This is a genomic window from Paramesorhizobium leguminum, from assembly GCF_003217235.1.
Classification (GTDB): domain Bacteria; phylum Pseudomonadota; class Alphaproteobacteria; order Rhizobiales; family Rhizobiaceae; genus Paramesorhizobium; species Paramesorhizobium leguminum.
Window position 1 is genome coordinate 1 of record NZ_QJTF01000019.1, and the last position, 20,604, is coordinate 20,604.

The 20,604-nt window shown below is 59.2% G+C and carries 33 protein-coding genes; all 33 read left to right on the plus strand.

Annotated elements, in window-relative coordinates; translation table 11 throughout:
- A partial coding sequence (locus C7477_RS14435) for an EF-Tu C-terminal domain-related protein (protein ID WP_483474997.1) occupies window positions 1–249 on the plus strand: 249 nt, incomplete at its 5' end.
- 98 nt (window positions 250–347) lie between these two features.
- Window positions 348–656: a 30S ribosomal protein S10 gene (gene rpsJ / locus C7477_RS14440; RefSeq protein WP_002964363.1), complete on the plus strand. Its 309-nt coding sequence runs from the start codon at window positions 348–350 to the stop codon at window positions 654–656.
- Between the two features lie 27 nt (window positions 657–683).
- The gene (rplC, locus tag C7477_RS14445; protein WP_110753430.1) at window positions 684–1,421 is read left to right on the plus strand and encodes a 50S ribosomal protein L3; all 738 of its coding nucleotides are present in this window, start codon (window positions 684–686) and stop codon (window positions 1,419–1,421) included.
- A complete protein-coding gene (gene rplD / locus C7477_RS14450) occupies window positions 1,421–2,041 on the plus strand; it encodes a 50S ribosomal protein L4 (protein WP_110753433.1) in 621 nt (206 codons plus the stop codon). Before rplC ends, rplD begins: the two co-directional genes overlap by 1 nt.
- Window positions 2,038–2,331 carry a 50S ribosomal protein L23 gene (locus C7477_RS14455; protein WP_110753435.1) on the plus strand — a complete coding sequence of 98 codons (294 nt, stop codon included), beginning with the start codon at window positions 2,038–2,040 and terminating at the stop codon, window positions 2,329–2,331. Before rplD ends, C7477_RS14455 begins: the two co-directional genes overlap by 4 nt.
- Before the next feature lie 21 nt (window positions 2,332–2,352).
- The gene (gene rplB, locus C7477_RS14460; RefSeq protein WP_110753437.1) at window positions 2,353–3,186 is read left to right on the plus strand and encodes a 50S ribosomal protein L2; all 834 of its coding nucleotides are present in this window, start codon (window positions 2,353–2,355) and stop codon (window positions 3,184–3,186) included.
- Window positions 3,187–3,201: 15 nt separating this feature from the next.
- Window positions 3,202–3,480: a 30S ribosomal protein S19 gene (rpsS, locus tag C7477_RS14465; RefSeq protein WP_105744282.1), complete on the plus strand. Its 279-nt coding sequence runs from the start codon at window positions 3,202–3,204 to the stop codon at window positions 3,478–3,480.
- A gap of 2 nt (window positions 3,481–3,482) precedes the next feature.
- A complete protein-coding gene (rplV, locus tag C7477_RS14470; protein WP_110753439.1) occupies window positions 3,483–3,872 on the plus strand; it encodes a 50S ribosomal protein L22 in 390 nt (129 codons plus the stop codon).
- A complete protein-coding gene (gene rpsC, locus C7477_RS14475) occupies window positions 3,872–4,582 on the plus strand; it encodes a 30S ribosomal protein S3 (RefSeq protein ID WP_110753441.1) in 711 nt (236 codons plus the stop codon). Before rplV ends, rpsC begins: the two co-directional genes overlap by 1 nt.
- Before the next feature lie 39 nt (window positions 4,583–4,621).
- Complete coding sequence (gene rplP / locus C7477_RS14480) at window positions 4,622–5,035, plus strand: 50S ribosomal protein L16 (protein ID WP_110753443.1); 414 nt, start codon at window positions 4,622–4,624, stop codon at window positions 5,033–5,035.
- Between the two features lie 11 nt (window positions 5,036–5,046).
- Window positions 5,047–5,247: a 50S ribosomal protein L29 gene (rpmC, locus tag C7477_RS14485; RefSeq protein WP_110753445.1), complete on the plus strand. Its 201-nt coding sequence runs from the start codon at window positions 5,047–5,049 to the stop codon at window positions 5,245–5,247.
- Window positions 5,248–5,259: 12 nt separating this feature from the next.
- Entirely contained in the window at window positions 5,260–5,502 is a 243-nt protein-coding gene (gene rpsQ, locus C7477_RS14490) for a 30S ribosomal protein S17 (protein WP_110753448.1), read from the plus strand.
- Between the two features lie 67 nt (window positions 5,503–5,569).
- Window positions 5,570–5,938: a 50S ribosomal protein L14 gene (rplN, locus tag C7477_RS14495; RefSeq protein ID WP_068881785.1), complete on the plus strand. Its 369-nt coding sequence runs from the start codon at window positions 5,570–5,572 to the stop codon at window positions 5,936–5,938.
- A gap of 12 nt (window positions 5,939–5,950) precedes the next feature.
- Entirely contained in the window at window positions 5,951–6,265 is a 315-nt protein-coding gene (gene rplX, locus C7477_RS14500; protein WP_110753450.1) for a 50S ribosomal protein L24, read from the plus strand.
- A complete protein-coding gene (rplE, locus tag C7477_RS14505) occupies window positions 6,258–6,815 on the plus strand; it encodes a 50S ribosomal protein L5 (RefSeq protein WP_110753452.1) in 558 nt (185 codons plus the stop codon). Before rplX ends, rplE begins: the two co-directional genes overlap by 8 nt.
- Before the next feature lie 25 nt (window positions 6,816–6,840).
- Window positions 6,841–7,146, plus strand: a complete 306-nt coding sequence (gene rpsN, locus C7477_RS14510) for a 30S ribosomal protein S14 (RefSeq protein WP_110753454.1) — start codon at window positions 6,841–6,843, stop codon at window positions 7,144–7,146.
- 12 nt (window positions 7,147–7,158) lie between these two features.
- Complete coding sequence (gene rpsH, locus C7477_RS14515) at window positions 7,159–7,557, plus strand: 30S ribosomal protein S8 (RefSeq protein ID WP_068881781.1); 399 nt, start codon at window positions 7,159–7,161, stop codon at window positions 7,555–7,557.
- Window positions 7,558–7,648: 91 nt separating this feature from the next.
- The gene (gene rplF, locus C7477_RS14520; RefSeq protein ID WP_110753456.1) at window positions 7,649–8,182 is read left to right on the plus strand and encodes a 50S ribosomal protein L6; all 534 of its coding nucleotides are present in this window, start codon (window positions 7,649–7,651) and stop codon (window positions 8,180–8,182) included.
- Between the two features lie 12 nt (window positions 8,183–8,194).
- A complete protein-coding gene (gene rplR / locus C7477_RS14525; protein WP_110753458.1) occupies window positions 8,195–8,557 on the plus strand; it encodes a 50S ribosomal protein L18 in 363 nt (120 codons plus the stop codon).
- Window positions 8,558–8,632: 75 nt separating this feature from the next.
- Window positions 8,633–9,190 (plus strand): 30S ribosomal protein S5, encoded by a 558-nt coding sequence (gene rpsE / locus C7477_RS14530; RefSeq protein WP_110753460.1) that lies wholly within the window; start codon window positions 8,633–8,635, stop codon window positions 9,188–9,190.
- Window positions 9,191–9,220: 30 nt separating this feature from the next.
- A complete protein-coding gene (gene rpmD, locus C7477_RS14535; RefSeq protein ID WP_110753462.1) occupies window positions 9,221–9,421 on the plus strand; it encodes a 50S ribosomal protein L30 in 201 nt (66 codons plus the stop codon).
- Between the two features lie 21 nt (window positions 9,422–9,442).
- Window positions 9,443–9,919 (plus strand): 50S ribosomal protein L15, encoded by a 477-nt coding sequence (rplO, locus tag C7477_RS14540; RefSeq protein WP_110753464.1) that lies wholly within the window; start codon window positions 9,443–9,445, stop codon window positions 9,917–9,919.
- A 112-nt stretch (window positions 9,920–10,031) separates the two neighbouring features.
- Window positions 10,032–11,372 (plus strand): preprotein translocase subunit SecY, encoded by a 1,341-nt coding sequence (gene secY / locus C7477_RS14545; protein ID WP_110753466.1) that lies wholly within the window; start codon window positions 10,032–10,034, stop codon window positions 11,370–11,372.
- On the plus strand, window positions 11,369–11,953 hold the full coding sequence (locus C7477_RS14550; RefSeq protein WP_110753469.1) for an adenylate kinase: 585 nt from the start codon (window positions 11,369–11,371) through the stop codon (window positions 11,951–11,953). The genes secY and C7477_RS14550 overlap by 4 nt, the downstream gene beginning before the upstream one ends.
- Window positions 11,954–12,209: 256 nt before the next feature.
- On the plus strand, window positions 12,210–12,578 hold the full coding sequence (gene rpsM, locus C7477_RS14555; RefSeq protein ID WP_110753471.1) for a 30S ribosomal protein S13: 369 nt from the start codon (window positions 12,210–12,212) through the stop codon (window positions 12,576–12,578).
- A gap of 147 nt (window positions 12,579–12,725) precedes the next feature.
- Window positions 12,726–13,115 (plus strand): 30S ribosomal protein S11, encoded by a 390-nt coding sequence (gene rpsK, locus C7477_RS14560; RefSeq protein WP_110753473.1) that lies wholly within the window; start codon window positions 12,726–12,728, stop codon window positions 13,113–13,115.
- 104 nt (window positions 13,116–13,219) lie between these two features.
- A complete protein-coding gene (locus tag C7477_RS14565; protein ID WP_110753475.1) occupies window positions 13,220–14,233 on the plus strand; it encodes a DNA-directed RNA polymerase subunit alpha in 1,014 nt (337 codons plus the stop codon).
- A gap of 45 nt (window positions 14,234–14,278) precedes the next feature.
- Entirely contained in the window at window positions 14,279–14,704 is a 426-nt protein-coding gene (gene rplQ / locus C7477_RS14570) for a 50S ribosomal protein L17 (RefSeq protein ID WP_110753477.1), read from the plus strand.
- 88 nt (window positions 14,705–14,792) lie between these two features.
- Window positions 14,793–15,371 carry a YdeI/OmpD-associated family protein gene (locus C7477_RS14575; protein WP_110753479.1) on the plus strand — a complete coding sequence of 193 codons (579 nt, stop codon included), beginning with the start codon at window positions 14,793–14,795 and terminating at the stop codon, window positions 15,369–15,371.
- A 150-nt stretch (window positions 15,372–15,521) separates the two neighbouring features.
- A complete protein-coding gene (pip, locus tag C7477_RS14580) occupies window positions 15,522–16,484 on the plus strand; it encodes a prolyl aminopeptidase (RefSeq protein WP_110753481.1) in 963 nt (320 codons plus the stop codon).
- A gap of 93 nt (window positions 16,485–16,577) precedes the next feature.
- A complete protein-coding gene (locus C7477_RS14585) occupies window positions 16,578–18,092 on the plus strand; it encodes a DegQ family serine endoprotease (protein WP_110753483.1) in 1,515 nt (504 codons plus the stop codon).
- A 79-nt stretch (window positions 18,093–18,171) separates the two neighbouring features.
- Complete coding sequence (locus tag C7477_RS14590) at window positions 18,172–19,488, plus strand: replication-associated recombination protein A (RefSeq protein ID WP_110753485.1); 1,317 nt, start codon at window positions 18,172–18,174, stop codon at window positions 19,486–19,488.
- Window positions 19,489–19,585: 97 nt separating this feature from the next.
- On the plus strand, window positions 19,586–20,575 hold the full coding sequence (locus C7477_RS14595) for a TAXI family TRAP transporter solute-binding subunit (RefSeq protein ID WP_110753487.1): 990 nt from the start codon (window positions 19,586–19,588) through the stop codon (window positions 20,573–20,575).
- Window positions 20,576–20,604: the final 29 nt, after the last annotated feature.

The following is a 20,604-nucleotide window of genomic DNA, read 5'->3' on the forward strand; positions in this document are numbered from 1 at the left end:
ACCAAGGACGAAGGTGGCCGTCATACGCCGTTCTTCACCAACTACCGTCCGCAGTTCTACTTCCGCACGACCGACGTGACGGGCGTGGTGACGCTCCCGGAAGGCACGGAAATGGTCATGCCCGGCGACAACGTGGCGATGGACGTGACGCTGATCGTGCCGATCGCAATGGAAGAGAAGCTGCGCTTCGCTATCCGTGAAGGCGGCCGCACCGTCGGCGCCGGCATTGTCTCGCAGATCGTCGAATAATAAAGATTGTGCAGGGGCGCCTGCTTCGGGGAACGGTTTTTGAAAAAGATCGTGATCAAGAAGACAGCAGGCGTCCCGCGTAACAAGGAACAGATGAAATGAACGGTCAAAACATCCGCATTCGCCTCAAGGCGTTTGATCATCGGATCCTTGACGCTTCGACGCGGGAAATCGTGTCGACTGCCAAGCGTACCGGTGCCAATGTGCGCGGACCGATCCCGCTTCCGACCCGGATCGAGAAGTTCACGGTCAACCGCTCGCCGCACATCGACAAGAAGAGCCGCGAACAGTTCGAGATGCGCACGCACAAGCGTCTTCTCGATATCGTAGACCCGACCCCGCAGACTGTCGATGCGCTGATGAAGCTCGACCTCTCCGCTGGTGTCGATGTCGAGATCAAGCTGTAAAGCTTGAGGACGGAAGGAACGAACCCGATGCGTTCAGGTGTTATTGCACAGAAGCTGGGCATGACTCGCGTCTATAACGACGCCGGCGAGCATGTGCCGGTGACGGTTCTCCGCATGGAGAACTGCCACGTGGTGGCTCAGCGTACAGTTGAAAAGAACGGCTACACGGCTGTCCAGCTTGGTGTTGGACTTGCCAAGGTAAAGAACACGTCCAAGGCACTGCGCGGTCATTTCGCGAAGGCCGAGGTGGAGCCCAAGGCGAAAGTCGCCGAATTCCGCGTCTCGCCGGACAATCTTCTCGATGTCGGCGCCGAGATCACGGCGGAACATTTTGTTCCCGGCCAGAAGGTCGACGTGACCGGAACCTCGATCGGTAAAGGCTTTGCCGGTTCGATGAAGCGCCACAACTTCGGTGGTCACCGCGCCTCGCATGGTAACTCGGTTACCCACCGCGCGCACGGTTCGACCGGCCAGCGCCAGGACCCCGGCAAGGTGTTCAAGGGCAAGAAGATGGCCGGTCACATGGGCCAGACCCGCGTGACGACGCAGAACATTGAAGTCGTGTCGACCGATACCGACCGCGGCCTCATTCTGGTTCGCGGCGCCGTCCCGGGCTCGAAGGGCGCCTGGATATTGGTACGCGACGCCGTGAAGATTTCGCTGCCCGCGAATGCGCCGAAGCCGGCCGCGCTCCGTCAGGCCGCACAGTCAGCAGCAGTGTCGTCGGAGCCGGAAACGGCCGCAGCGACTGAGGGAGCCGAATAATGGATCTCACGATTACAACTCTTGAAGGCGAAGATGCCGGCAAGGTGAAGCTCTCCGACGAGATCTTCGGTCTTGATCCGCGCGACGATATCCTTCAGCGCGTCATCCGCTGGCAGCTTGCGCGCCGCCAGCAGGGCACGCACAAGGCCAAGGGCCGCTCGGAAATCGCCCGCACCGGCGCGAAGATGTACAAGCAGAAGGGTACGGGCCGCGCTCGTCACCATTCCGCTCGCGCTCCGCAGTTCCGCGGCGGCGGCAAGGCTCACGGTCCGGTTGTCCGCAGCCATGAGCATGAGCTGCCGAAGAAGGTTCGCGCTCTCGGCCTGCGTCATGCGCTTTCGGCCAAGCTGAAGTCTTCGGACCTGATCGTCATCGACGATCTGGCCTCGAAGGAAGCCAAGACCAAGCAGCTTACGGCGCAGTTCGCCAAGCTCGGCCTCTCGAATGCGCTGCTTATCGGCGGCGCCGAGATCGATGCGAACTTCCGCCTCGCAGCTTCGAACATTCCGAATATCGATGTTCTGCCGGTGCAGGGCATCAACGTCTACGACATTCTTCGTCGCGGCAAGCTCGTGCTTTCCAAGGCGGCTGTCGAGGCACTCGAGGAGCGTTTCAAATGACTGATCTTCGCCACTACGACGTGATCGTCAGCCCTGTCATCACCGAGAAGTCCACCATGGTTTCCGAACATAACCAGGTGGTGTTCAACGTGGCCCGCAAGGCGACGAAACCGGAAATCAAGGCTGCGGTCGAAGCGCTGTTCGGCGTCAAGGTAACCGCTGTCAACACGGCAGTGCGCAAGGGCAAGGTGAAGCGCTTCAAGGGCATCATCGGACGCCAGAGCGATGTCAAGAAAGCGGTCGTGACGATTGCCGAAGGCCAATCCATCGACGTTTCGACTGGTCTTTGAGAGGCCGTGGAGTAAAAGACAATGGCACTCAAGCATTTTAATCCCACCACGCCAGGCCAGCGCCAGCTGGTTCTCGTGGATCGTTCCGAGCTCTACAAGGGCAAGCCGGTCAAGTCCCTGACCGAAGGCCTGCACTCGAAGGGCGGACGTAACAACACCGGTCGTATCACCGCCCGCTATCAGGGCGGCGGTCACAAGCGCACCTATCGCTTCGTCGATTTCAAGCGCCGCAAGCACGATGTTGCCGCGACTGTCGAGCGTCTGGAATACGATCCAAACCGCACGGCTTTCATCGCGCTCATCCGTTATGCGGATGGCGAGCTGAGCTACATCCTGGCGCCGCAGCGTCTCGCCGTCGGCGATACGGTCATTGCCGGCGCGTCGGTTGACGTGAAGCCCGGCAATGCGATGCCGCTTTCCGCGATGCCGGTCGGCACCATCATCCACAATGTGGAGATGAAGCCGGGCAAGGGCGGTCAGATCGCCCGCTCCGCCGGTACCTATGCGCAGCTCGTGGGCCGCGACCAGGGCATGGCGATCCTTCGCCTGAACTCCGGCGAGCAGCGTCTGGTTCACGGCTCCTGCCTTGCAACGGTCGGCGCCGTCTCCAATCCGGATCATGGCAACATCAGCCTGGGCAAGGCCGGTCGCCGTATCTGGCTCGGCAAGCGTCCGAGCGTTCGCGGCGTCGCGATGAACCCTGTCGACCATCCGCACGGCGGCGGTGAAGGCCGTACCTCCGGTGGCCGCCATCCTGTTTCTCCGTGGGGCAAGCCCACGAAGGGCAAGAAGACGCGCTCCAACAAGGCGACGGACAAGTTCATCATGCGTTCGCGTCATCAGCGCAAGAAGTAAGAGAGGAAGTCTGAAATGGCTCGTTCAGTTTGGAAAGGCCCGTTCATCGACGGCTATCTTCTCAAGAAGGCTGAGAAGGTACGTGACGGCGGTCGCAATGAGGTCATCAAGATCTGGAGCCGTCGCTCCACGATCCTGCCGCAGTTCGTCGGCCTGACCTTCGGCGTTTATAACGGCAACAAGCATGTGCCGGTTTCCGTGTCCGAGGAAATGGTCGGACACAAGTTCGGTGAATTCTCTCCGACCCGGACCTATTACGGTCACGGCGCGGACAAGAAGGCGAAGAGGAAATAACGATGGGCAAGGCTAAGGCTCCGCGCCAGCTTAAGGATAACGAGGCGAAAGCCGTCGCCCGCACGATCCGTGTCAGCCCGCAGAAGCTCAATCTGGTGGCGAGCTTGATCCGCGGCAAGAAGGTGAGTGCGGCTCTGGCCGATCTGACGTTCTCGCGCAAGCGGATCGCCGGAACGGTGAAGAAGACGCTCGAATCGGCGATCGCCAACGCTGAAAACAATCACGATCTCGATGTCGATGCTCTGGTCGTCGCGGAAGCCTATGTCGGCAAGTCGATCGTCATGAAGCGCTTCCATGTCCGTGGTCGCGGCCGTGCGAGCCGGATCGAGAAGCCATTCTCGCATCTCACCATCGTCGTCCGCGAAGCCGCGGAAAAAGGGGAGGCCGCATAATGGGCCAGAAGATTAATCCGATCGGCTTGCGCCTCGGCATCAATCGCACCTGGGATTCGCGTTGGTACGCGAATACCGGCGAATACGGCAAGCTGCTGCATGAGGATCTGAAAATCCGTCAGTATCTGATGGAAGAACTCAAGCAGGCCGCGATCTCCAAGGTCGTCATCGAGCGCCCGCATAAGAAGTGCCGCGTCACGATCCACTCGGCTCGCCCGGGTCTGATCATCGGCAAGAAGGGCGCGGACATCGAAAAGCTGCGCAAGAAGCTTTCCGAGATGACGAATTCCGATGCGGCGCTCAACATCGTTGAAGTGCGCAAGCCGGAAATCGACGCCACGCTGATCGCCCAGTCGATCACGCAGCAGCTCGAACGCCGTGTGGCATTCCGTCGCGCCATGAAGCGCGCCGTGCAGTCCGCGATGCGCCTGGGTGCCGAAGGCATCCGCATCAACTGCTCGGGCCGTCTCGGCGGCGCTGAAATCGCCCGTATGGAATGGTACCGCGAAGGCCGCGTTCCATTGCACACGCTGCGCGCCGATATCGACTACGGCACGGCCGAGGCGAAGACCGCTTACGGCATCTGCGGCGTCAAGGTCTGGGTGTTCAAGGGCGAAATCCTCGAGCACGATCCGATGGCTTCCGAACGTCGCCAGATCGAGGGCGATGCCCAGGGACCTTCGGGCGGTCGCCGTCGCGAAAACGCCTGATCCGGTCGGTTGCGGGCAAGAATTTTGGAGTAGAGAACAATGTTGCAGCCTAAGCGCACAAAGTTCCGAAAGCAGTTCAAGGGCCGTATTCACGGCGCGTCGAAGGGCGGTACGGAGCTCAATTTCGGTGCTTTCGGATTGAAGGCCATGGAGCCGGATCGCGTTACCGCGCGTCAGATCGAAGCGGCCCGCCGCGCGATCACGCGTCAGATGAAGCGTCAGGGCCGGGTCTGGATCCGTATTTTCCCGGATCTGCCGGTTACCTCGAAGCCGACTGAAGTCCGCATGGGTAAGGGCAAGGGCGGCGTGGACTACTGGGCGGCGCGTGTTGCCCCCGGTCGTATCATGTTCGAGCTTGACGGAGTACCGGAAGACGTGGCACGGGAGGCGCTCCGACTCGGAGCCGCGAAGCTTCCGATCAAGACGCGCTTCATTCAGCGCATCGCAGAATAAGAGAGGCAGCCATGAAAGCCGCGGAAGTTCGGGGGAAAACCCCTGACCAGATGAATGATGAGTTGGCAAAGCTGAAGAAGGAGCAGTTCAACCTGCGCTTCCAGAAGGCGACCGGCCAACTCGAAAAGACCGCGCGAGTCAAAGAGATTCGCCGGGATATCGCACGTATCAAGACTATCGCCCGCCAGAAAGCGGCCGAAAGCAAGGCATAAGGAAAGAATATCATGCCTAAGCGCGTTCTGCAGGGCGTTGTCGTCAGCGACAAGAACGACAAGACCATTGTCGTGAAGGTCGAGCGGCGCTATTCGCACCCGCTCCTCCAGAAGACCGTGCGCCAGTCCAAGAAGTACAAGGCGCATGACGAGAATAACCAGTTCAAGGTCGGTGACCTCGTTTCCATTGAGGAATCGAAGCCGATTTCGAAAGACAAGTGCTGGATCGTCGTTACCGACGCTCCTGCGGCCTAATAAACAATAGAGTCTGAGGGCAGGGCGGAACGTCCGGTCCGGCTGAAAGAAAAGAAGGCGGCCAGTCATGATTCAGATGCAAACAAACCTCGACGTCGCGGATAATTCCGGCGCCCGTCGTGTCATGTGCATCAAGGTGCTGGGCGGCTCGAAGCGGAAATATGCTTCGGTCGGCGACATCATCGTCGTTTCGATCAAGGAAGCGATTCCGCGGGGCCGCGTGAAGAAAGGTGACGTGATGAAGGCGGTTGTCGTGCGCACCGCCAAGGATATCCGTCGCGCCGATGGCAGCGTTATCCGGTTTGATAAGAACGCCGCCGTTTTGATCGATAACAAGAAAGAGCCTATCGGCACCCGTATCTTCGGACCGGTTCCGCGCGAGCTTCGCGCCAAGAACCATATGAAGATCATCTCGCTGGCTCCGGAAGTTCTGTAAGGGAACGAGACGATGCAGAAGATTCGCAAAGGCGACAAAGTCGTCGTTTTGGCCGGCAAGGACAAGGGACGCACGGGCGAGGTGCTTAGCGTCGCTCCGAAGGAAGAAAAGGCCGTCGTGCGCGGCATCAACATGGTGAAGCGCCATCAGCGCCAGACCCAGACGCAGGAAGCGGGCATCATCTCCAAGGAAGCCCCCATCCAGTTGTCTAATCTGGCCGTTGCCGATCCCAAGGATGGGAAGCCTACTCGCGTCGGTTTCCGCATCGAGCAGGATGGCAAGAAGGTGCGCGTGGCAAAACGTTCTGGAGAGCTGATCGATGGCTGAGGTAAAAATCGAACCGCGCTTGAGGAAGCATTACCAGGACGTAGTCCGCAAGGCGCTTCTCGAGCAGTTCAAATATGAAAACGAGATGCAGATTCCGCGCGTCGACAAGGTCGTGCTGAATATGGGTGTCGGTGAAGCAACGGCTGACTCGAAGAAGCCTGCGGTTGCCGCCGGTGATCTCGCCCAGATCGCCGGCCAGAAGCCGGTAATCACGCATGCGCGCAATTCCATCGCGACCTTCAAGGTTCGCGAGAATATGCCGATCGGCGCCAAGGTTACGCTCCGCAAGGATCGTATGTACGAGTTCCTGGACCGTCTGATCACCATCGCGCTTCCGCGCGTTCGTGACTTTCGCGGCCTGAACCCGAAAAGCTTTGACGGTCGTGGCAATTTTGCCATGGGTGTCAAGGAGCACATCGTGTTCCCGGAGATCAACTACGACAAGGTTGATCAGATCTGGGGCATGGACATCATCGTTTGCACGACCGCCAAGACGGATGATGAGGCGCGCGCTCTGCTGCGTGCTTTCAACTTCCCTTTCCGGCAGTAACGGCAAGCGTAGCGAGGTAATTGAAATGGCCAAGACTAGCGCAGTCGAAAAGAACAAGCGCCGCGAGCAGTTGGTTAAGCGTTACGCAACAAAGCGTGCACGGTTGAAGGCAGTGGTTATGAACCAGAGCCTTCCCATGGACGAGCGGTTCCGCGCAACCATTCAGCTTGCTGAAATGCCGCGTAACTCTGCAAGGGTCCGTATCCGCAATCGTTGCGAAGTTACGGGCCGTCCGCGCGGTTTCTACCGCAAGCTCAAAATGTCGCGTATCGCGCTCCGCCAGCTGGGTTCGCTCGGCCAGGTTCCGGGCGTGGTCAAGTCGAGCTGGTAAGGGAGAAGCCCCATGTCTATGTCAGATCCTCTCGGCGATATGCTGACCCGCATCCGCAACGCGATCGGCCGCAAAAAGAGCAAGGTTTCAACGCCTGCTTCCAAGCTTCGCGCCCGCGTCCTTGATGTGCTTCAGTCCGAAGGTTATATTCGCGGCTACAGCCAGACCGAATTCGAAAACGGCAAGGCCGAGATCGAAATCGAGCTGAAGTATTATGAAGGCGCACCGGTGATCCGCGAGATCACCCGCGTTTCGAAGCCTGGCCGTCGCGTTTATGTGTCGGTCAAGTCCATTCCGCAGGTCGCAAACGGTCTTGGTATCTCGATCCTGTCGACGCCGAAGGGCGTTATGGCGGATCACGAGGCTCGCGAACAGAACGTTGGTGGTGAGCTGCTCTGCCGCATCTTCTGATGCGGTTGAGTAGCACCGCATAACCCCAGAAAGTTGCAGACTTTTTGGATAAGGCCTATGCGGAAATCAAGATAAACGGACAGGTATAAAAATGTCTCGTATCGGTAAAAAACCCGTGCCGGTCCCGGCGGGCGTAACCGCCACCGTCGATGGTAAGACCATCAAGGCCAAGGGCGCGAAGGGCGAACTGTCGTTCGTCGTTAACGATGAAGTGCTGGTGAAGCTGGAAGACGGCGCGATTCAGGTCGATCCGCGCGACCAGTCGAAGGATGCGCGCTCGAAGTGGGGCATGTCCCGCACGATGATCGCCAACATCCTCTCCGGCGTGAAGGATGGCGTCGAGAAGAAGCTCGAGATCACAGGCGTCGGTTACCGCGCGGCGATGCAGGGCAAGAACCTGCAGCTTTCGCTGGGCTTCAGCCACGAAGTCATCTACGAGGTTCCGGCTGGAATCACCGTTGCCGTTCCGAAGCCGACGGAAATCGTCGTCACCGGCATCGACAAGCAGCAGGTCGGCCAGGTCGCTGCGGAGATCCGCGAATATCGTGGTCCTGAGCCCTACAAGGGCAAGGGCGTTAGATATGCTGGCGAAAAGATCGTCCGCAAAGAAGGTAAGAAGAAGTAAGGAACCCGCGTCATGGCATCGCCGAAAGAAACTATTCAGCGTCGCGCATCGCGCGTTCGCCGTCAGCTCAAGGCGGTCTCCGGCGACCGTCTGCGGCTTAGCGTGCATCGCTCTTCGAAGAACATCTACGCTCAGATCATCGACGACAAGCGCGGCGTCACGCTCGCTGCCGCCTCGACCCTCGATGGCGAGTTGAAGGGCAAGCTCAAGACCGGCGCGGATCAGGACGCCGCCGCCGCCGTCGGCAAGCTTGTTGCCGAACGCGCTGTCAAGGCTGGGGTCAAGGAAGTCGTGTTCGACCGTGGGTCGTTCATTTTCCACGGCCGTGTCAAGGCCTTGGCCGAAGCTGCCCGTGAAGCGGGCCTGAGCTTCTAGTTTAGCCGCATAGTCCCGCCACAGGGGCTATGCTTTTTTTAATTGTGCTTCCGGAAAAGAAAAAGGAACTAGGAAATGGCACAGAGAGAACGTAACCGCGAAGGCGGTCGTGAGGAGCGCGACAGCGAATTCGTTGACAAGCTCGTCCACATCAACCGCGTCGCCAAAGTCGTCAAGGGTGGCCGGCGCTTCGGTTTCGCCGCGCTCGTCGTGGTTGGTGACCAGAAGGGCCGCGTAGGCTTCGGCCATGGCAAGGCGCGCGAAGTGCCGGAGGCGATCCGCAAGGCGACTGAATCCGCCAAGCGTGATCTGATCTTCGTTCCGCTGCGCTCGGGCCGTACCCTTCATCACGATGTCGAAGGCCGTCATGGCGCCGGCAAGGTGCTTCTTCGTGCAGCTGCTCCCGGTACCGGCATCATCGCCGGCGGCCCGATGCGCGCTGTCTTCGAGACGCTCGGCATGCAGGACGTCGTTGCCAAGTCGCTCGGTTCGTCCAACCCGTACAACATGGTTCGCGCCACCTTCGATGCGCTCAAGCACCAGATGCATCCGAAGGATGTGGCTGCGCAGCGCGGCATCAAGTACTCGACCCTCCAGGCTCGCCGCCTGCATGTGGTCGGTGGCGAAGAATAAGTCTGCCTTGCGGGATAAGGAATATAAGTGATGGCTGAGAAGAAGAAGGGCGCGACGGTTACGGTCGAACAGACTGGCAGCCCCATCCGTCGTCCGGCCGAGCAGCGTGCGACGCTGATTGGTCTGGGTCTTAACAAAATGCACCGCCGCCGTACGCTGGAGGATACTCCGGCCGTGCGCGGCATGATCGCCAAGGTTCAGCATCTCGTCCGCGTCGTGGACGAGGTCTGATAACGCGGGAGATTGGAAAAAATGAAACTCAACGATCTGCGTGATAAGCCTGGTGCAACCAAGGCTCGCAAGCGTGTCGCCCGTGGTATTGGTTCCGGCACCGGCAAGACTGGCGGCCGTGGCGTGAAGGGGCAGAAGTCCCGTTCGGGCGTCGCGATCAACGGCTTCGAGGGCGGCCAGATGCCGATCTATCGGCGCCTGCCGAAGCGCGGCTTTACCAACATCTTTGCCAAAAGCTTCAATACCGTTTCCGTCGGCCGCGTTCAGCAGGCGATTGATGCCGGTAAGCTCGACGTGAAGGAGACGGTGACCGCCGAGACTCTCAAGGCCGCCGGTATCATCCGCCGCACGAAGGATGGTGTACGCCTGCTCGCCGATGGCGAAATCACCGCCAAGGTGAACTTTGACCTTGCGGGCGCCTCGAAGGCTGCGATCGAGAAGATCGAAAAATCGGGCGGCTCGGTGAAATTGCCGGAAGTCGCTGCCGCTGCCGAATAAAACATAAAGTTGTATAGCGGTGGTTGCGTACCACCGCTTGCACCTTTGTGCTATTGCACATATCTGGGATAGGACCGCCCTCCGTTGGCGGGGGACAAACCGGAGATCTTCCATGGCATCGGCTGCAGAACAGCTTGCATCCAACTTAAATTTTTCCGCTTTTTCGAAGGCCGAAGAGCTGAAAAGGCGAATCTGGTTCACGCTGGGTGCGCTGCTTGTCTACCGGTTCGGCACGTATATTCCGCTTCCCGGAATCAACCCTGAGGCGCTGGCGCAGGCATTCCAGCAGCATAGCCAGGGCGTGCTTGGGCTTTTCAACATGTTTGCCGGCGGCGCGGTTGGCCGTATGGCCATTTTTGCGCTGGGCATCATGCCCTACATCTCCGCTTCAATTATCGTGCAGCTCATGACTTCGGTCGTGCCGGCGCTTGAGAATTTGAAGAAGGAAGGGGAGCAGGGCCGCAAGGTCATCAATCAATATACGCGCTACGGTACGGTGCTGCTCGCGACCGTTCAGGCTTACGCTATCGCCGCTGGTCTTGAATCTGGCAATGGCATCGTTCTGGATCCCGGCCTGTTCTTCCGCGTGTCCACGGTCATCACGCTCCTGGGCGGCACGATGTTCCTGATGTGGCTGGGTGAGCAGATCACCGCGCGCGGCATCGGCAACGGCATTTCGCTGATCATTTTCGCAGGCATTGTCGCGAACCTGCCGCACGCCATTTCAGGCACGCTGGAACTTGGCCGCACGGGCGCGCTTTCCACTGCATTGATCCTGGGCGTCATTGTTCTTGCCGTCGTGCTCATCGCCGTCATCGTCTTTGTCGAGCGGGCGCAGCGCCGGCTTCTGATCCAGTATCCGAAGCGCCAGGTCGGCAACCGCATGTTCCAGGGCGATACCTCGCACCTGCCGTTGAAGCTCAACACGGCCGGCGTCATCCCGCCGATCTTCGCTTCGTCGCTTCTCTTGCTGCCGGCAACCGCCGCGGGCTTTGCCAACACGCAGACCATGCCCGGCTGGGCGACATCGGTTCTTGCTGCTCTCGGCCACGGACAGCCGATCTATATGGCGCTTTACGCGGCGCTGATGGCATTCTTCTGCTTCTTTTATACCGCGATCGTCTTCAATCCGAAGGATACGGCCGATCAGCTCAAGAAGCATTCCGGCTTCATTCCGGGCATCCGCCCAGGCGAGCGGACGGCGGAGTATATCGATTACGTGCTGACGCGTATTACGGTTGTCGGCGCCATCTATATCGTACTGGTCTGCCTTCTGCCTGAGTTTCTGATTTCGGCTACTGGCGTTCCTTTCTACCTTGGCGGCACTTCATTGCTCATCGTGGTCAGCGTGACGCTCGATACGGTTGCGCAGATCCAGGGACATTTGATTGCCCATCAGTATGAAGGGCTCATCAAGAAATCAAAGCTCCGGGGAGGGAAGCGCAACAAATGAGACTGATTTTTCTTGGTCCTCCGGGAGCGGGCAAGGGGACACAGGCCAAGTATCTAGCTGAAAAATACGCCATCCCTCAGCTTTCCACCGGCGACATGCTTCGCACGGCGGTGGCTAACGAAACGGAGATTGGCAAGCGCGCCAAGGCGGTGATGGATGCCGGACAACTGGTTTCCGACGAGATCGTCAATCAGATCGTTTCGGAGCGGATCGACGCGGACGATTGCGCAAGAGGCTTCATTCTGGATGGCTATCCTCGCACCGTTCCGCAGGCCAGGGCGCTTGCCCGGATGCTGGAGGAGAAGGGTCAGCGACTCGACGCAGTGATCGAACTGAAAGTCGATGAGGACGCCCTGATCCGCCGCATGGAGAACCGGGTCGCGGAAACGACTGCCGCCGGCGGCAGCGTACGCTCCGATGATAATCCGGAAGCGTTCCGCAAGCGTCTGGTGGAATATCGCGAGAAGACCGCGCCCTTGTCAGCCTATTATGCCGGGACGGGCGAGTTGAAAGTGGTCAACGGCATGGCCGATGTTGGCGACGTGACCGCCGAGATAGAAAAAATACTGATACCCGCCTGATCTATTGACAGGGTATTTCAAAAAGAATTCCCGGGGAGTTGACTTTTCCCGGCGATTCCGCCAATGACTGCACCAATTCATCTCGTTTTGAATGGTCGGTGTGGGCGAAAATAACAAAAGCCTATACCGGGCATTTTATGCTGCCCGGTTTGGAGTAAATCCAGGAAAAGTGTGAAGCGGTTTTCCGTCCGGATTTGCGGCGAAACGAAGATACCGAGTAGTCCGGACAGGACGGCAACATTTAAGGAGAACAGGCGTGGCTCGTATTGCTGGCGTCAACATCCCGACGAACAAGCGCGTGGTTATCGCGCTTCAGTATATCCACGGGATTGGACAGAAATTTGCTCAGGAAATCGTCGAGAAAGTCGGCATTCCCGCGGAGCGTCGCGTTCATCAGCTCACCGATGCTGAAGTGCTTCAGATCCGTGAGGCCATCGACCGCGATTATCAGGTCGAGGGCGATCTGCGTCGCGAAGTTTCGATGAACATCAAGCGTTTGATGGATCTTGGCTGCTATCGCGGCCTGCGTCATCGCCGCTCGCTCCCGGTCCGCGGTCAGCGCACGCATACCAATGCGCGCACCCGCAAGGGCCCTGCCAAGGCGATTGCCGGCAAGAAGAAGTAATGGGTAGGGCAGTAGGGCAGTAGGGCAATAAGGCAGTAGGTGAGAAGTTGCACCTAACATACTGCCTTATTCCCTTACTGCCCTACTGCCCTTGCTCGGTGTAGTCGCTGGTATTACGGCGGCGTTGAGATCAACGGAAGGACTATCATGGCCAAGGAAGCCACACGCGTTCGCCGTCGCGAACGTAAAAACATTTCGTCGGGTGTTGCTCACGTCAATTCGACGTTCAACAACACGATGATCACCATCACGGATGCGCAGGGCAATGCGATTGCCTGGTCCTCCGCCGGTGCGCAGGGCTTCAAGGGTTCGCGTAAGTCGACCCCGTTCGCCGCGCAGATGGCCGCTGAGGATTGCGCCAAGAAGGCGCAGGAGCATGGTATGCGCTCGCTCGAAGTTGAGGTTTGCGGTCCGGGTTCCGGCCGCGAGTCGGCGCTTCGCGCCTTGCAGGCTGCCGGCTTCACGATCACCTCGATCCGCGATGTGACGCCGATCCCGCACAATGGCTGCCGCCCGCGCAAGAAGCGCCGCGTCTAAACCTATCTGCGATTTTAACCGTATGAGCCCTCTGGGCTCCTCTGCGGTTCCACGCTCTGTCACCACGATTGGATGGTGGTGAAGGCAAGGACAAGGAAAAGCAAATGATCCAGAAAAACTGGCAGGAACTGATCAAGCCGAACAAGGTTGAGTTCCAGACCACGGGTTCGAAGACGAAGGCGACCGTCATTGCCGAGCCGCTTGAGCGCGGCTATGGCCTGACGCTTGGCAATGCGCTGCGTCGCGTGCTGCTTTCATCGCTGCGCGGCGCTGCCGTCACCGCGGTGCAGATTGATGGCGTTTTGCATGAGTTCTCCTCCATCGCCGGCGTGCGTGAGGATGTGACCGATATCGTGCTCAACATCAAGGAAATCGCCATCAAGATGGAAGGCGATGGTCCCAAGCGCATGGTCGTCCGCAAGGAAGGTCCGGGCGTGGTGACGGCCGGCGATATCCAGACGGTCGGTGATGTCGAGATTCTCAATCCGGACCACGTGATCTGCACGCTCGATGAGGGCGCGGAAATTCGCATGGAATTCACCGTCAACACCGGCAAGGGCTACGTCCCGGCAGATCGTAACCGCGCCGAGGATGCACCGATTGGGCTCATTCCCGTCGATAGTCTTTATTCGCCGGTGCGCAAGGTGTCCTATAAGGTCGAGAACACCCGTGAGGGCCAGGTTCTCGACTATGACAAGCTTACGCTGAATATTGAGACGGACGGCTCGATATCAGGCGAGGATGCAGTCGCCTATGCCGCGCGCATCCTGCAGGACCAGCTTGCGATCTTCGTCAACTTCGACGAGCCGCAGAAGGAAATGCCGCAGGAGCAGGTGGCGGAACTCGCCTTCAACCCGGCGCTCCTAAAGAAGGTGGACGAGCTGGAACTGTCGGTACGTTCGGCCAACTGCCTGAAGAACGACAACATCGTCTATATCGGCGACCTGATCCAGAAGACGGAAGCCGAGATGCTGCGGACACCGAACTTTGGCCGCAAGTCGCTGAACGAGATCAAGGAAGTTCTGGCATCCATGGGCCTCCATCTGGGTATGGAAATCCCGTCCTGGCCGCCGGAGAATATCGAAGATCTCGCCAAGCGCTACGAAGACCAATATTGAGAATTGCCGGCAGAACGCCGCAGAGAAAATTGAAGGAGAAGGCTCATGCGCCACGGTAATTCAGGCCGCAAGCTGAACCGGACTGCCAGCCACCGCAAGGCGATGTTTGCCAATATGGCCGCTTCGCTGATCGAGCATGAGCAGATCGTAACGACGCTTCCCAAGGCCAAGGAAATTCGCCCGATCGTGGAGAAGCTGGTAACGCTCGGCAAGCGTGGCGATCTGCACGCTCGCCGTCAGGCGATTTCAGCGATCCGCGATGCCAAGCTCGTTGCCAAGCTGTTCGACACGCTGGCTACCCGCTACGCGACGCGCAACGGCGGCTACATCCGCATCATGAAGGCCGGCTTCCGCGCCGGCGACAACGCGCCTCTGGCGGTTGTCGAGTTCGTTGAGCGCGATGTCGACGCCAAGGGCGCCAAGGACCACGCCCGCACCGAGGCGGAAGCCTCCGAGGCCGAAGCGGCTTAATCGCTTTTGCATTGAGAATGAACGAGGGGCCGCGAGGCCCCTTTTTCTTTAGACTGTTTCTCATTTGGCAAAGCGAACCGCTGGAGCGATGATGGATATCGATGTCACCCGCACACTCTCCTTCGCAACAACGGCCGACTTCGCGGAGTGGCTCGCCCTCCATCATGCGCGGGAAAGTGAAATCTGGGTGAAATTATACAAGAAATCATCAGGCACCCCATCGGTGAGTTGGAGCGAGGCCGTCATCGAAGCCATAGCGTGGGGTTGGATCGATGGTATCAAGAAGTCCAATGACGAGACGTCCTGGTTTCAGCGCTTTACACCCAGAAGAGCAAAATCCGGTTGGTCGAAGATCAATCGGGACCATGCGGAAAGGCTTGTCGCGGAAGGCAGGATGCGGGAACCCGGCTTGAAAGAGGTAGCCGCCGCCAAAGCCGATGGACGGTGGGACGCGGCCTATGCCGGAAGTGCCGCGATGGAATTTCCCGAAATCTTTTTGGCTGCGCTCGCGGCAAATACCGCGGCCAAGACGACGTTTGACAGCCTCAAGCGCAGTCAACTCTATTCCATGTACCACCGGCTTCACACCGCGAAGAAGGAGGAGACGCGCCGAAATCTCATGGCAAAGATGATCGAAATGCTGTCGCGTGGCGAAGTGTTTCGTTGAGCGGGATGCCTAACGCAAAGGTCGCCAAGGGCGAAGCGGCGTAATCGTTTTTGCATTGGTTAATGAACGAGTGGCCTCACGACGCGACCGCATTGATTAAAGACGACCCATCTCGTATACGCGAACATGATCCGGCTATGGGGAGCACCTATGCAGGCCTTGCGCACCATGTATCCTGAAGTCGAGCCTTATGAGAGCGGTACGCTCGATGTCGGCGATGGCCACACGATTTATTTTGAAAGAGTAGGGCGCCCCGGCGGTAAACCCGCCGTTTTTCTGCATGGCGGTCCCGGCGGCGGGATAAATCCTGATTATCGGCGGCTTTTCGATCCGGATCGTTATGATGTGATGCTTTTCGATCAACGAGGATGCGGTCAGTCCACACCTTATGCATCTTTGGAAGCCAACACGACATGGCATCTCGTGGCCGACATGGAACGGCTGCGCGAAATGGCCGGTGTCGATAAATGGCTGGTACTGGGCGGTTCATGGGGCTCGACCCTCGCGCTGGCTTATGCCCAAACCTATCCCCATCACGTGAGTGAACTTATCCTGCGAGGCGTCTACACGCTCACCAAGGCGGAACTGAATTGGTATTATCAGTTTGGCGTCTCGGAAATGTTTCCCGAGAAATGGGAAAAATTTCAGGCTCCCATTCCGGAGGAGGAGCGCGGCGATATGATTGCCGCCTATCGCAAACGTCTCACTTCCGCCGAACCCGAAGTGCGGATCGAGGCGGCGAAGGCTTGGACCCTTTGGGAAGGAGAAACCATTACGCTCCTGCCCAACCCCTTATTCTCGCAAACCTATGCCGACGGACACTTTGCGCTCGCTTTTGCCCGGCTGGAAAATCACTATTTTACTCATGATTGCTGGATGGAAGACGGCCAGCTTCTCCGTAATGCTCATCGTCTGGCAGGCATCCCCGGCACGATCGTCCATGGCCGTTATGATATGCCTTGTCCGGTCAAGAACGCTTATCTTCTTCACAAGGCATGGCCCGGATCGGAGTTCCATCTGGTGGAAGGCGCCGGCCACGCCACCACGGAACCGGGCATTCTTGATCAACTCATCAGGGCAACGGACCGATACGCAGGGAAATCTCCGGTCTAGAGACTTCATGGCATATGGCTTGGCCCGTGCGAATCTGCTTCCTACTTATGCGCTTCCTACTTATGCGCTTGACATCGATTTAGGAGTTCGCTGATGCCTTTCCGTTCCTCCAGGATTGCCGGCCTGCTGGCGGTGGCGATGACGGTTGCCGTTCTTTCGCTCCCCATGAACCCGTCTTTCGCGCAGGAGAAGAGCACAGGCGGGGCGCTCACTGATACGATCAAGGGTTTTCTCGGTGGAGATGATCCCAATACGGATAAGGCAGCGCTGTCTGCTTCGGCGCCGGCCGTGAAGACCGTTCCAGCGAGCCGCGCGGAGATCCAGTGGTCCTTCTCGCCGCTCGTCAAGAAGACCGCGCCCGCTGTCGTGAATGTCTATGCCGCGCGCGTTTCCACCCGGTCGCCCCTGGCCGGCGATCCGTTCTTCGAGCAGTTTTTTAACCGCCAACCCGGCCGCCGCCCGCGTGTCGAGGCTTCGCTGGGCTCCGGCGTGATCGTCGATCCTAGCGGCATCGTGGTGACCAACTATCACGTGATCAAGGGTGCGAATGACATCAAGGTGGCGCTTGCCGATGGGCGTGAGTTCGCAAGCCATATTTTGCTGATGGACGAAGAGACCGATCTGGCGATCCTGAAGCTCGATTCGAAGGAGGTTTTTCCGACCATTCCGCTCGCCAATTCGGACAATGTGGAGGTCGGCGATCTGGTGTTGGCGATCGGCAATCCCTTCGGTGTCGGGCAGACGGTAACGAGTGGCATCGTCTCGGCGCAGGCGCGCACACGGGTTGGCATTTCGGATCTCGACTTCTTCATCCAGACCGATGCGGCCATCAATCCGGGCAATTCCGGCGGCGCGCTCATCGGCATGGCGGGTGAGTTGATCGGCATCAACTCCGCGATCTTTTCGCGTTCCGGTGGCTCGGTCGGTATCGGCTTCGCCATCCCGTCGAACATGGTGCGCGCCGTTGTCGAAGCGGCGAAAAAGGGCGACAAGAGCTTCGCGCGCCCTTTCATAGGCGCGACGTTTCAGGCGGTTACGCCTGACGTTGCTGAAAGCCTAGGTCTTTCGCAACCCTATGGCGCGTTGGTCACGGCGCTTGACAAGGATGGGCCGTCGGAAAAGGCGGGGCTGAAGATAGGCGATCTTATCTTGTCAGCCAACGGCGCGCGCGTCGAAGACCCGGATTCCCTGCTTTATCGCACATTGACGGCGGGTGTCGGCAGCACGCTTACGCTGAATGTGCTGAGGGGGGCTGCGCAGCGCGAAGTGCCGGTGGTACTGGAAGTGCCGCCCAAGCCCGTCGCTGTCAATGCGCAACTGCTCGAAGAAAGCCCGCTCGCCGGCGCGGAGGTGGCCGACCTGACGCCGGCCATCGCCCGGCAGTTCCGCTTGCCCCACACGGCGCATGGCGTGGTGATCACCGGCCTGTACCAGGGCTCTCCGGCAACGCGGCTTAATTTGCACCAGGGCGATATCGTACGCCGCGTTAATGGCGTGGAGATCGGCTCGTTGGGAGAACTGACAAATGTTCTCGCCGCGGGAACAAGCCTCCTGTGGCGCTTCGAATTCGAGCGCAACGGCGCCATCATTCGACAATACATCCGCTAGTTCCTAGATATAGCATGGTCCCGAAAAGTTGCAGACTTTTCGGATAAGATTATGCGGCTTAACAGAGGCTCAAAGAGCCATGACAGACCTTTTCTCAGCCAGTGCCGATCCTCAGGCCGACCGCAACAGGCCGCTTGCCGACCGTATGCGCCCCCGCCACCTCTCAGAGGTGACGGGACAGGGGCATCTGACCGGTCCGGAGGGCACGCTCACCCGCATGATCGCATCGGGCGCCCTCGGCTCGATGATCTTTTGGGGGCCTCCCGGCACCGGCAAGACGACCGTTGCGCGGCTGCTCGCCGGCGAGACCAATCTCGCCTTCGAGCAGATATCGGCCATCTTTTCCGGCGTCGCCGATTTGAAAAAGGTCTTCGAGGCCGCCCGTATGCGCCGCATGTCCGGTCGCCAGACGTTGCTTTTCGTGGATGAAATCCATCGCTTCAACCGCGCGCAGCAGGATAGTTTCCTGCCCGTCATGGAGGACGGCACGGTTATCTTGATCGGCGCCACGACGGAAAATCCCTCCTTCGAGCTCAACGCCGCGCTGCTCTCCCGCGCCCGTGTGCTGACGTTTCACCCGCATGATGCGGAGAGCATCGCGACGCTTCTTGACCGCGCCGAGGAGAGCGAAGGGCGCAAGCTGCCGCTCGACGAGGAGGGCAGGGCGAGCCTTATCCGCATGGCGGATGGCGATGGCCGCGCGGCGCTGACGCTTGCCGAGGAGGTCTGGCGCGCCGCGCGCGAGGGCGAAACCTTCAATGCCGTTGAGTTGCAGGAGGTCGTGCAGCGCCGCGCGCCCGTCTATGACAAGAGCCAGGACGGCCATTACAATCTGATTTCCGCTTTGCACAAATCGGTGCGCGGCTCGGACCCGGACGCCGCGCTCTATTATCTTTGCCGCATGTTCGATGCGGGCGAAGATCCGCTCTTTCTTGGCCGGCGGCTGGTGCGTATGGCGTCCGAGGATATCGGCCTTGCCGATCCCCAGGCCCTCGTCATCGCCAACGCCGCCAAGGACGCCTATGATTATCTGGGCTCGCCCGAGGGCGAACTGGCGCTGGCGGAGGCCTGCGTCTATCTCGCGACCGCGCCGAAATCGAACGGTGTCTACACGGCCTACAAAGCCGCGATGCGCGCGGCGAAGGAAAACGGCTCGCTCGTACCGCCCAAGCACATCCTCAACGCGCCGACCAAGCTGATGAAAGGCGAGGGCTACGGCGCGGGCTACGCCTACGACCATGACCAGCCCGACGCCTTTTCCGGCCAGGACTATTTCCCCGAAGCCATGGGCCGGCGGACCTTTTACGATCCGCCGGAGCGCGGCTTCGAGCGGGAAATCCGCAAGCGGCTGGATTACTGGACCAAGCTGCGGCGGGAGCGGCAGGAAAGAGAGTAGACCGCGCCAGCGTGGTTTCACAAAAGGAATAAATATTGACAAGCCGGCATTTCCATCCTCTCGTAGACGATCAATAGTTTGTGAAAAGGGGAAAGAGATGAGATTCGGCAAGAAAATGCGCCGGTTTTCGATTGGCGCCGTCCTTGGTTCTCTGGTGTTGGCAGCGGGGTTCGCCGTGGCCCAGACACCGGCCTTCTTCCGCATCGGAACCGGCGGCACCGCCGGAACCTACTATCCAATCGGCGGTTTGATCGCCAATGCCATTTCCGGTCAGGGTGATAAGGGAGTACCGGGTCTGGTCGCCACCGCTGTGTCCTCCAACGGGTCGGTTGCCAATATCAATGCGATCAAGAGCGGCTCACTGGAATCCGGCTTCACCCAGTCGGACGTTGCCTTTTGGGCTTATACCGGGACCGGTCTTTACGAGGGGAAGGGTAAGGTCGAGGATTTGCGTCTGATCGCGACGCTCTATCCCGAAACCATCCATATCGTTGCCCGCAAGGATGCGGGAATCAAATCGGTGGCTGATCTCAAGGGCAAGCGCGTCTCGATCGATGAGCCGGGTTCCGGCACCATCGTCGATGCCCGGATCGTGCTGGAAGCCTATGGCCTGACGGAAAAGGATATCAAGGCGGAGCATCTGAAACCCGGACCGTCAGGCGAACGCTTGCAGGACGGCGCACTGGATGCCTATTTCTTCGTTGGTGGCTACCCGACCGGCGCCATCTCGGAACTCGCCACCTCGAAAGGCATCTCCCTGGTGCCGATTTCCGGTCCCGAAGCCGACAAGCTTCTCGAAAAATACAAGTTCTTTTCCAGGGATGTCGTCCCGGCTGATACTTATAAGGGCGTAGGGGAGACGAAGACCCTCTCCGTCGCCGCCCAATGGGTGACGAGCGCCAAGCAGCCGGACGATCTCATCTACAACATCACCAAGGTGATGTGGGATAACGCGACCCGTTCCGCGCTCGATGCCGGTCACGCCAAAGGCAAGATGATCACGCTCCAGAATGCCGTCACTAGCCTTGGCATTCCGCTGCATCCGGGTGCGGAGCGTTTTTACAAGGAAGCGGGCGTTCTGAAGTAAGATCACCGGCAGCATGGTCAGGAAGGCCC

What these genes read in the sequence shown, in the direction of transcription:
- rpsJ (WP_002964363.1), top strand. Translation starts at nt 348, where the DNA reads ATGAACGGTCAAAACATCCGCATTCGCCTCAAGGCGTTTGATCATCGG.
- rplC (WP_110753430.1), top strand. Translation starts at nt 684, where the DNA reads ATGCGTTCAGGTGTTATTGCACAGAAGCTGGGCATGACTCGCGTCTAT.
- rplD (WP_110753433.1), top strand. Translation starts at nt 1,421, where the DNA reads ATGGATCTCACGATTACAACTCTTGAAGGCGAAGATGCCGGCAAGGTG.
- C7477_RS14455 (WP_110753435.1), top strand. Translation starts at nt 2,038, where the DNA reads ATGACTGATCTTCGCCACTACGACGTGATCGTCAGCCCTGTCATCACC.
- rplB (WP_110753437.1), top strand. Translation starts at nt 2,353, where the DNA reads ATGGCACTCAAGCATTTTAATCCCACCACGCCAGGCCAGCGCCAGCTG.
- rpsS (WP_105744282.1), top strand. Translation starts at nt 3,202, where the DNA reads ATGGCTCGTTCAGTTTGGAAAGGCCCGTTCATCGACGGCTATCTTCTC.
- rplV (WP_110753439.1), top strand. Translation starts at nt 3,483, where the DNA reads ATGGGCAAGGCTAAGGCTCCGCGCCAGCTTAAGGATAACGAGGCGAAA.
- rpsC (WP_110753441.1), top strand. Translation starts at nt 3,872, where the DNA reads ATGGGCCAGAAGATTAATCCGATCGGCTTGCGCCTCGGCATCAATCGC.
- rplP (WP_110753443.1), top strand. Translation starts at nt 4,622, where the DNA reads ATGTTGCAGCCTAAGCGCACAAAGTTCCGAAAGCAGTTCAAGGGCCGT.
- rpmC (WP_110753445.1), top strand. Translation starts at nt 5,047, where the DNA reads ATGAAAGCCGCGGAAGTTCGGGGGAAAACCCCTGACCAGATGAATGAT.
- rpsQ (WP_110753448.1), top strand. Translation starts at nt 5,260, where the DNA reads ATGCCTAAGCGCGTTCTGCAGGGCGTTGTCGTCAGCGACAAGAACGAC.
- rplN (WP_068881785.1), top strand. Translation starts at nt 5,570, where the DNA reads ATGATTCAGATGCAAACAAACCTCGACGTCGCGGATAATTCCGGCGCC.
- rplX (WP_110753450.1), top strand. Translation starts at nt 5,951, where the DNA reads ATGCAGAAGATTCGCAAAGGCGACAAAGTCGTCGTTTTGGCCGGCAAG.
- rplE (WP_110753452.1), top strand. Translation starts at nt 6,258, where the DNA reads ATGGCTGAGGTAAAAATCGAACCGCGCTTGAGGAAGCATTACCAGGAC.
- rpsN (WP_110753454.1), top strand. Translation starts at nt 6,841, where the DNA reads ATGGCCAAGACTAGCGCAGTCGAAAAGAACAAGCGCCGCGAGCAGTTG.
- rpsH (WP_068881781.1), top strand. Translation starts at nt 7,159, where the DNA reads ATGTCTATGTCAGATCCTCTCGGCGATATGCTGACCCGCATCCGCAAC.
- rplF (WP_110753456.1), top strand. Translation starts at nt 7,649, where the DNA reads ATGTCTCGTATCGGTAAAAAACCCGTGCCGGTCCCGGCGGGCGTAACC.
- rplR (WP_110753458.1), top strand. Translation starts at nt 8,195, where the DNA reads ATGGCATCGCCGAAAGAAACTATTCAGCGTCGCGCATCGCGCGTTCGC.
- rpsE (WP_110753460.1), top strand. Translation starts at nt 8,633, where the DNA reads ATGGCACAGAGAGAACGTAACCGCGAAGGCGGTCGTGAGGAGCGCGAC.
- rpmD (WP_110753462.1), top strand. Translation starts at nt 9,221, where the DNA reads ATGGCTGAGAAGAAGAAGGGCGCGACGGTTACGGTCGAACAGACTGGC.
- rplO (WP_110753464.1), top strand. Translation starts at nt 9,443, where the DNA reads ATGAAACTCAACGATCTGCGTGATAAGCCTGGTGCAACCAAGGCTCGC.
- secY (WP_110753466.1), top strand. Translation starts at nt 10,032, where the DNA reads ATGGCATCGGCTGCAGAACAGCTTGCATCCAACTTAAATTTTTCCGCT.
- C7477_RS14550 (WP_110753469.1), top strand. Translation starts at nt 11,369, where the DNA reads ATGAGACTGATTTTTCTTGGTCCTCCGGGAGCGGGCAAGGGGACACAG.
- rpsK (WP_110753473.1), top strand. Translation starts at nt 12,726, where the DNA reads ATGGCCAAGGAAGCCACACGCGTTCGCCGTCGCGAACGTAAAAACATT.
- C7477_RS14565 (WP_110753475.1), top strand. Translation starts at nt 13,220, where the DNA reads ATGATCCAGAAAAACTGGCAGGAACTGATCAAGCCGAACAAGGTTGAG.
- rplQ (WP_110753477.1), top strand. Translation starts at nt 14,279, where the DNA reads ATGCGCCACGGTAATTCAGGCCGCAAGCTGAACCGGACTGCCAGCCAC.
- C7477_RS14575 (WP_110753479.1), top strand. Translation starts at nt 14,793, where the DNA reads ATGATGGATATCGATGTCACCCGCACACTCTCCTTCGCAACAACGGCC.
- pip (WP_110753481.1), top strand. Translation starts at nt 15,522, where the DNA reads ATGCAGGCCTTGCGCACCATGTATCCTGAAGTCGAGCCTTATGAGAGC.
- C7477_RS14585 (WP_110753483.1), top strand. Translation starts at nt 16,578, where the DNA reads ATGCCTTTCCGTTCCTCCAGGATTGCCGGCCTGCTGGCGGTGGCGATG.
- C7477_RS14590 (WP_110753485.1), top strand. Translation starts at nt 18,172, where the DNA reads ATGACAGACCTTTTCTCAGCCAGTGCCGATCCTCAGGCCGACCGCAAC.
- C7477_RS14595 (WP_110753487.1), top strand. Translation starts at nt 19,586, where the DNA reads ATGAGATTCGGCAAGAAAATGCGCCGGTTTTCGATTGGCGCCGTCCTT.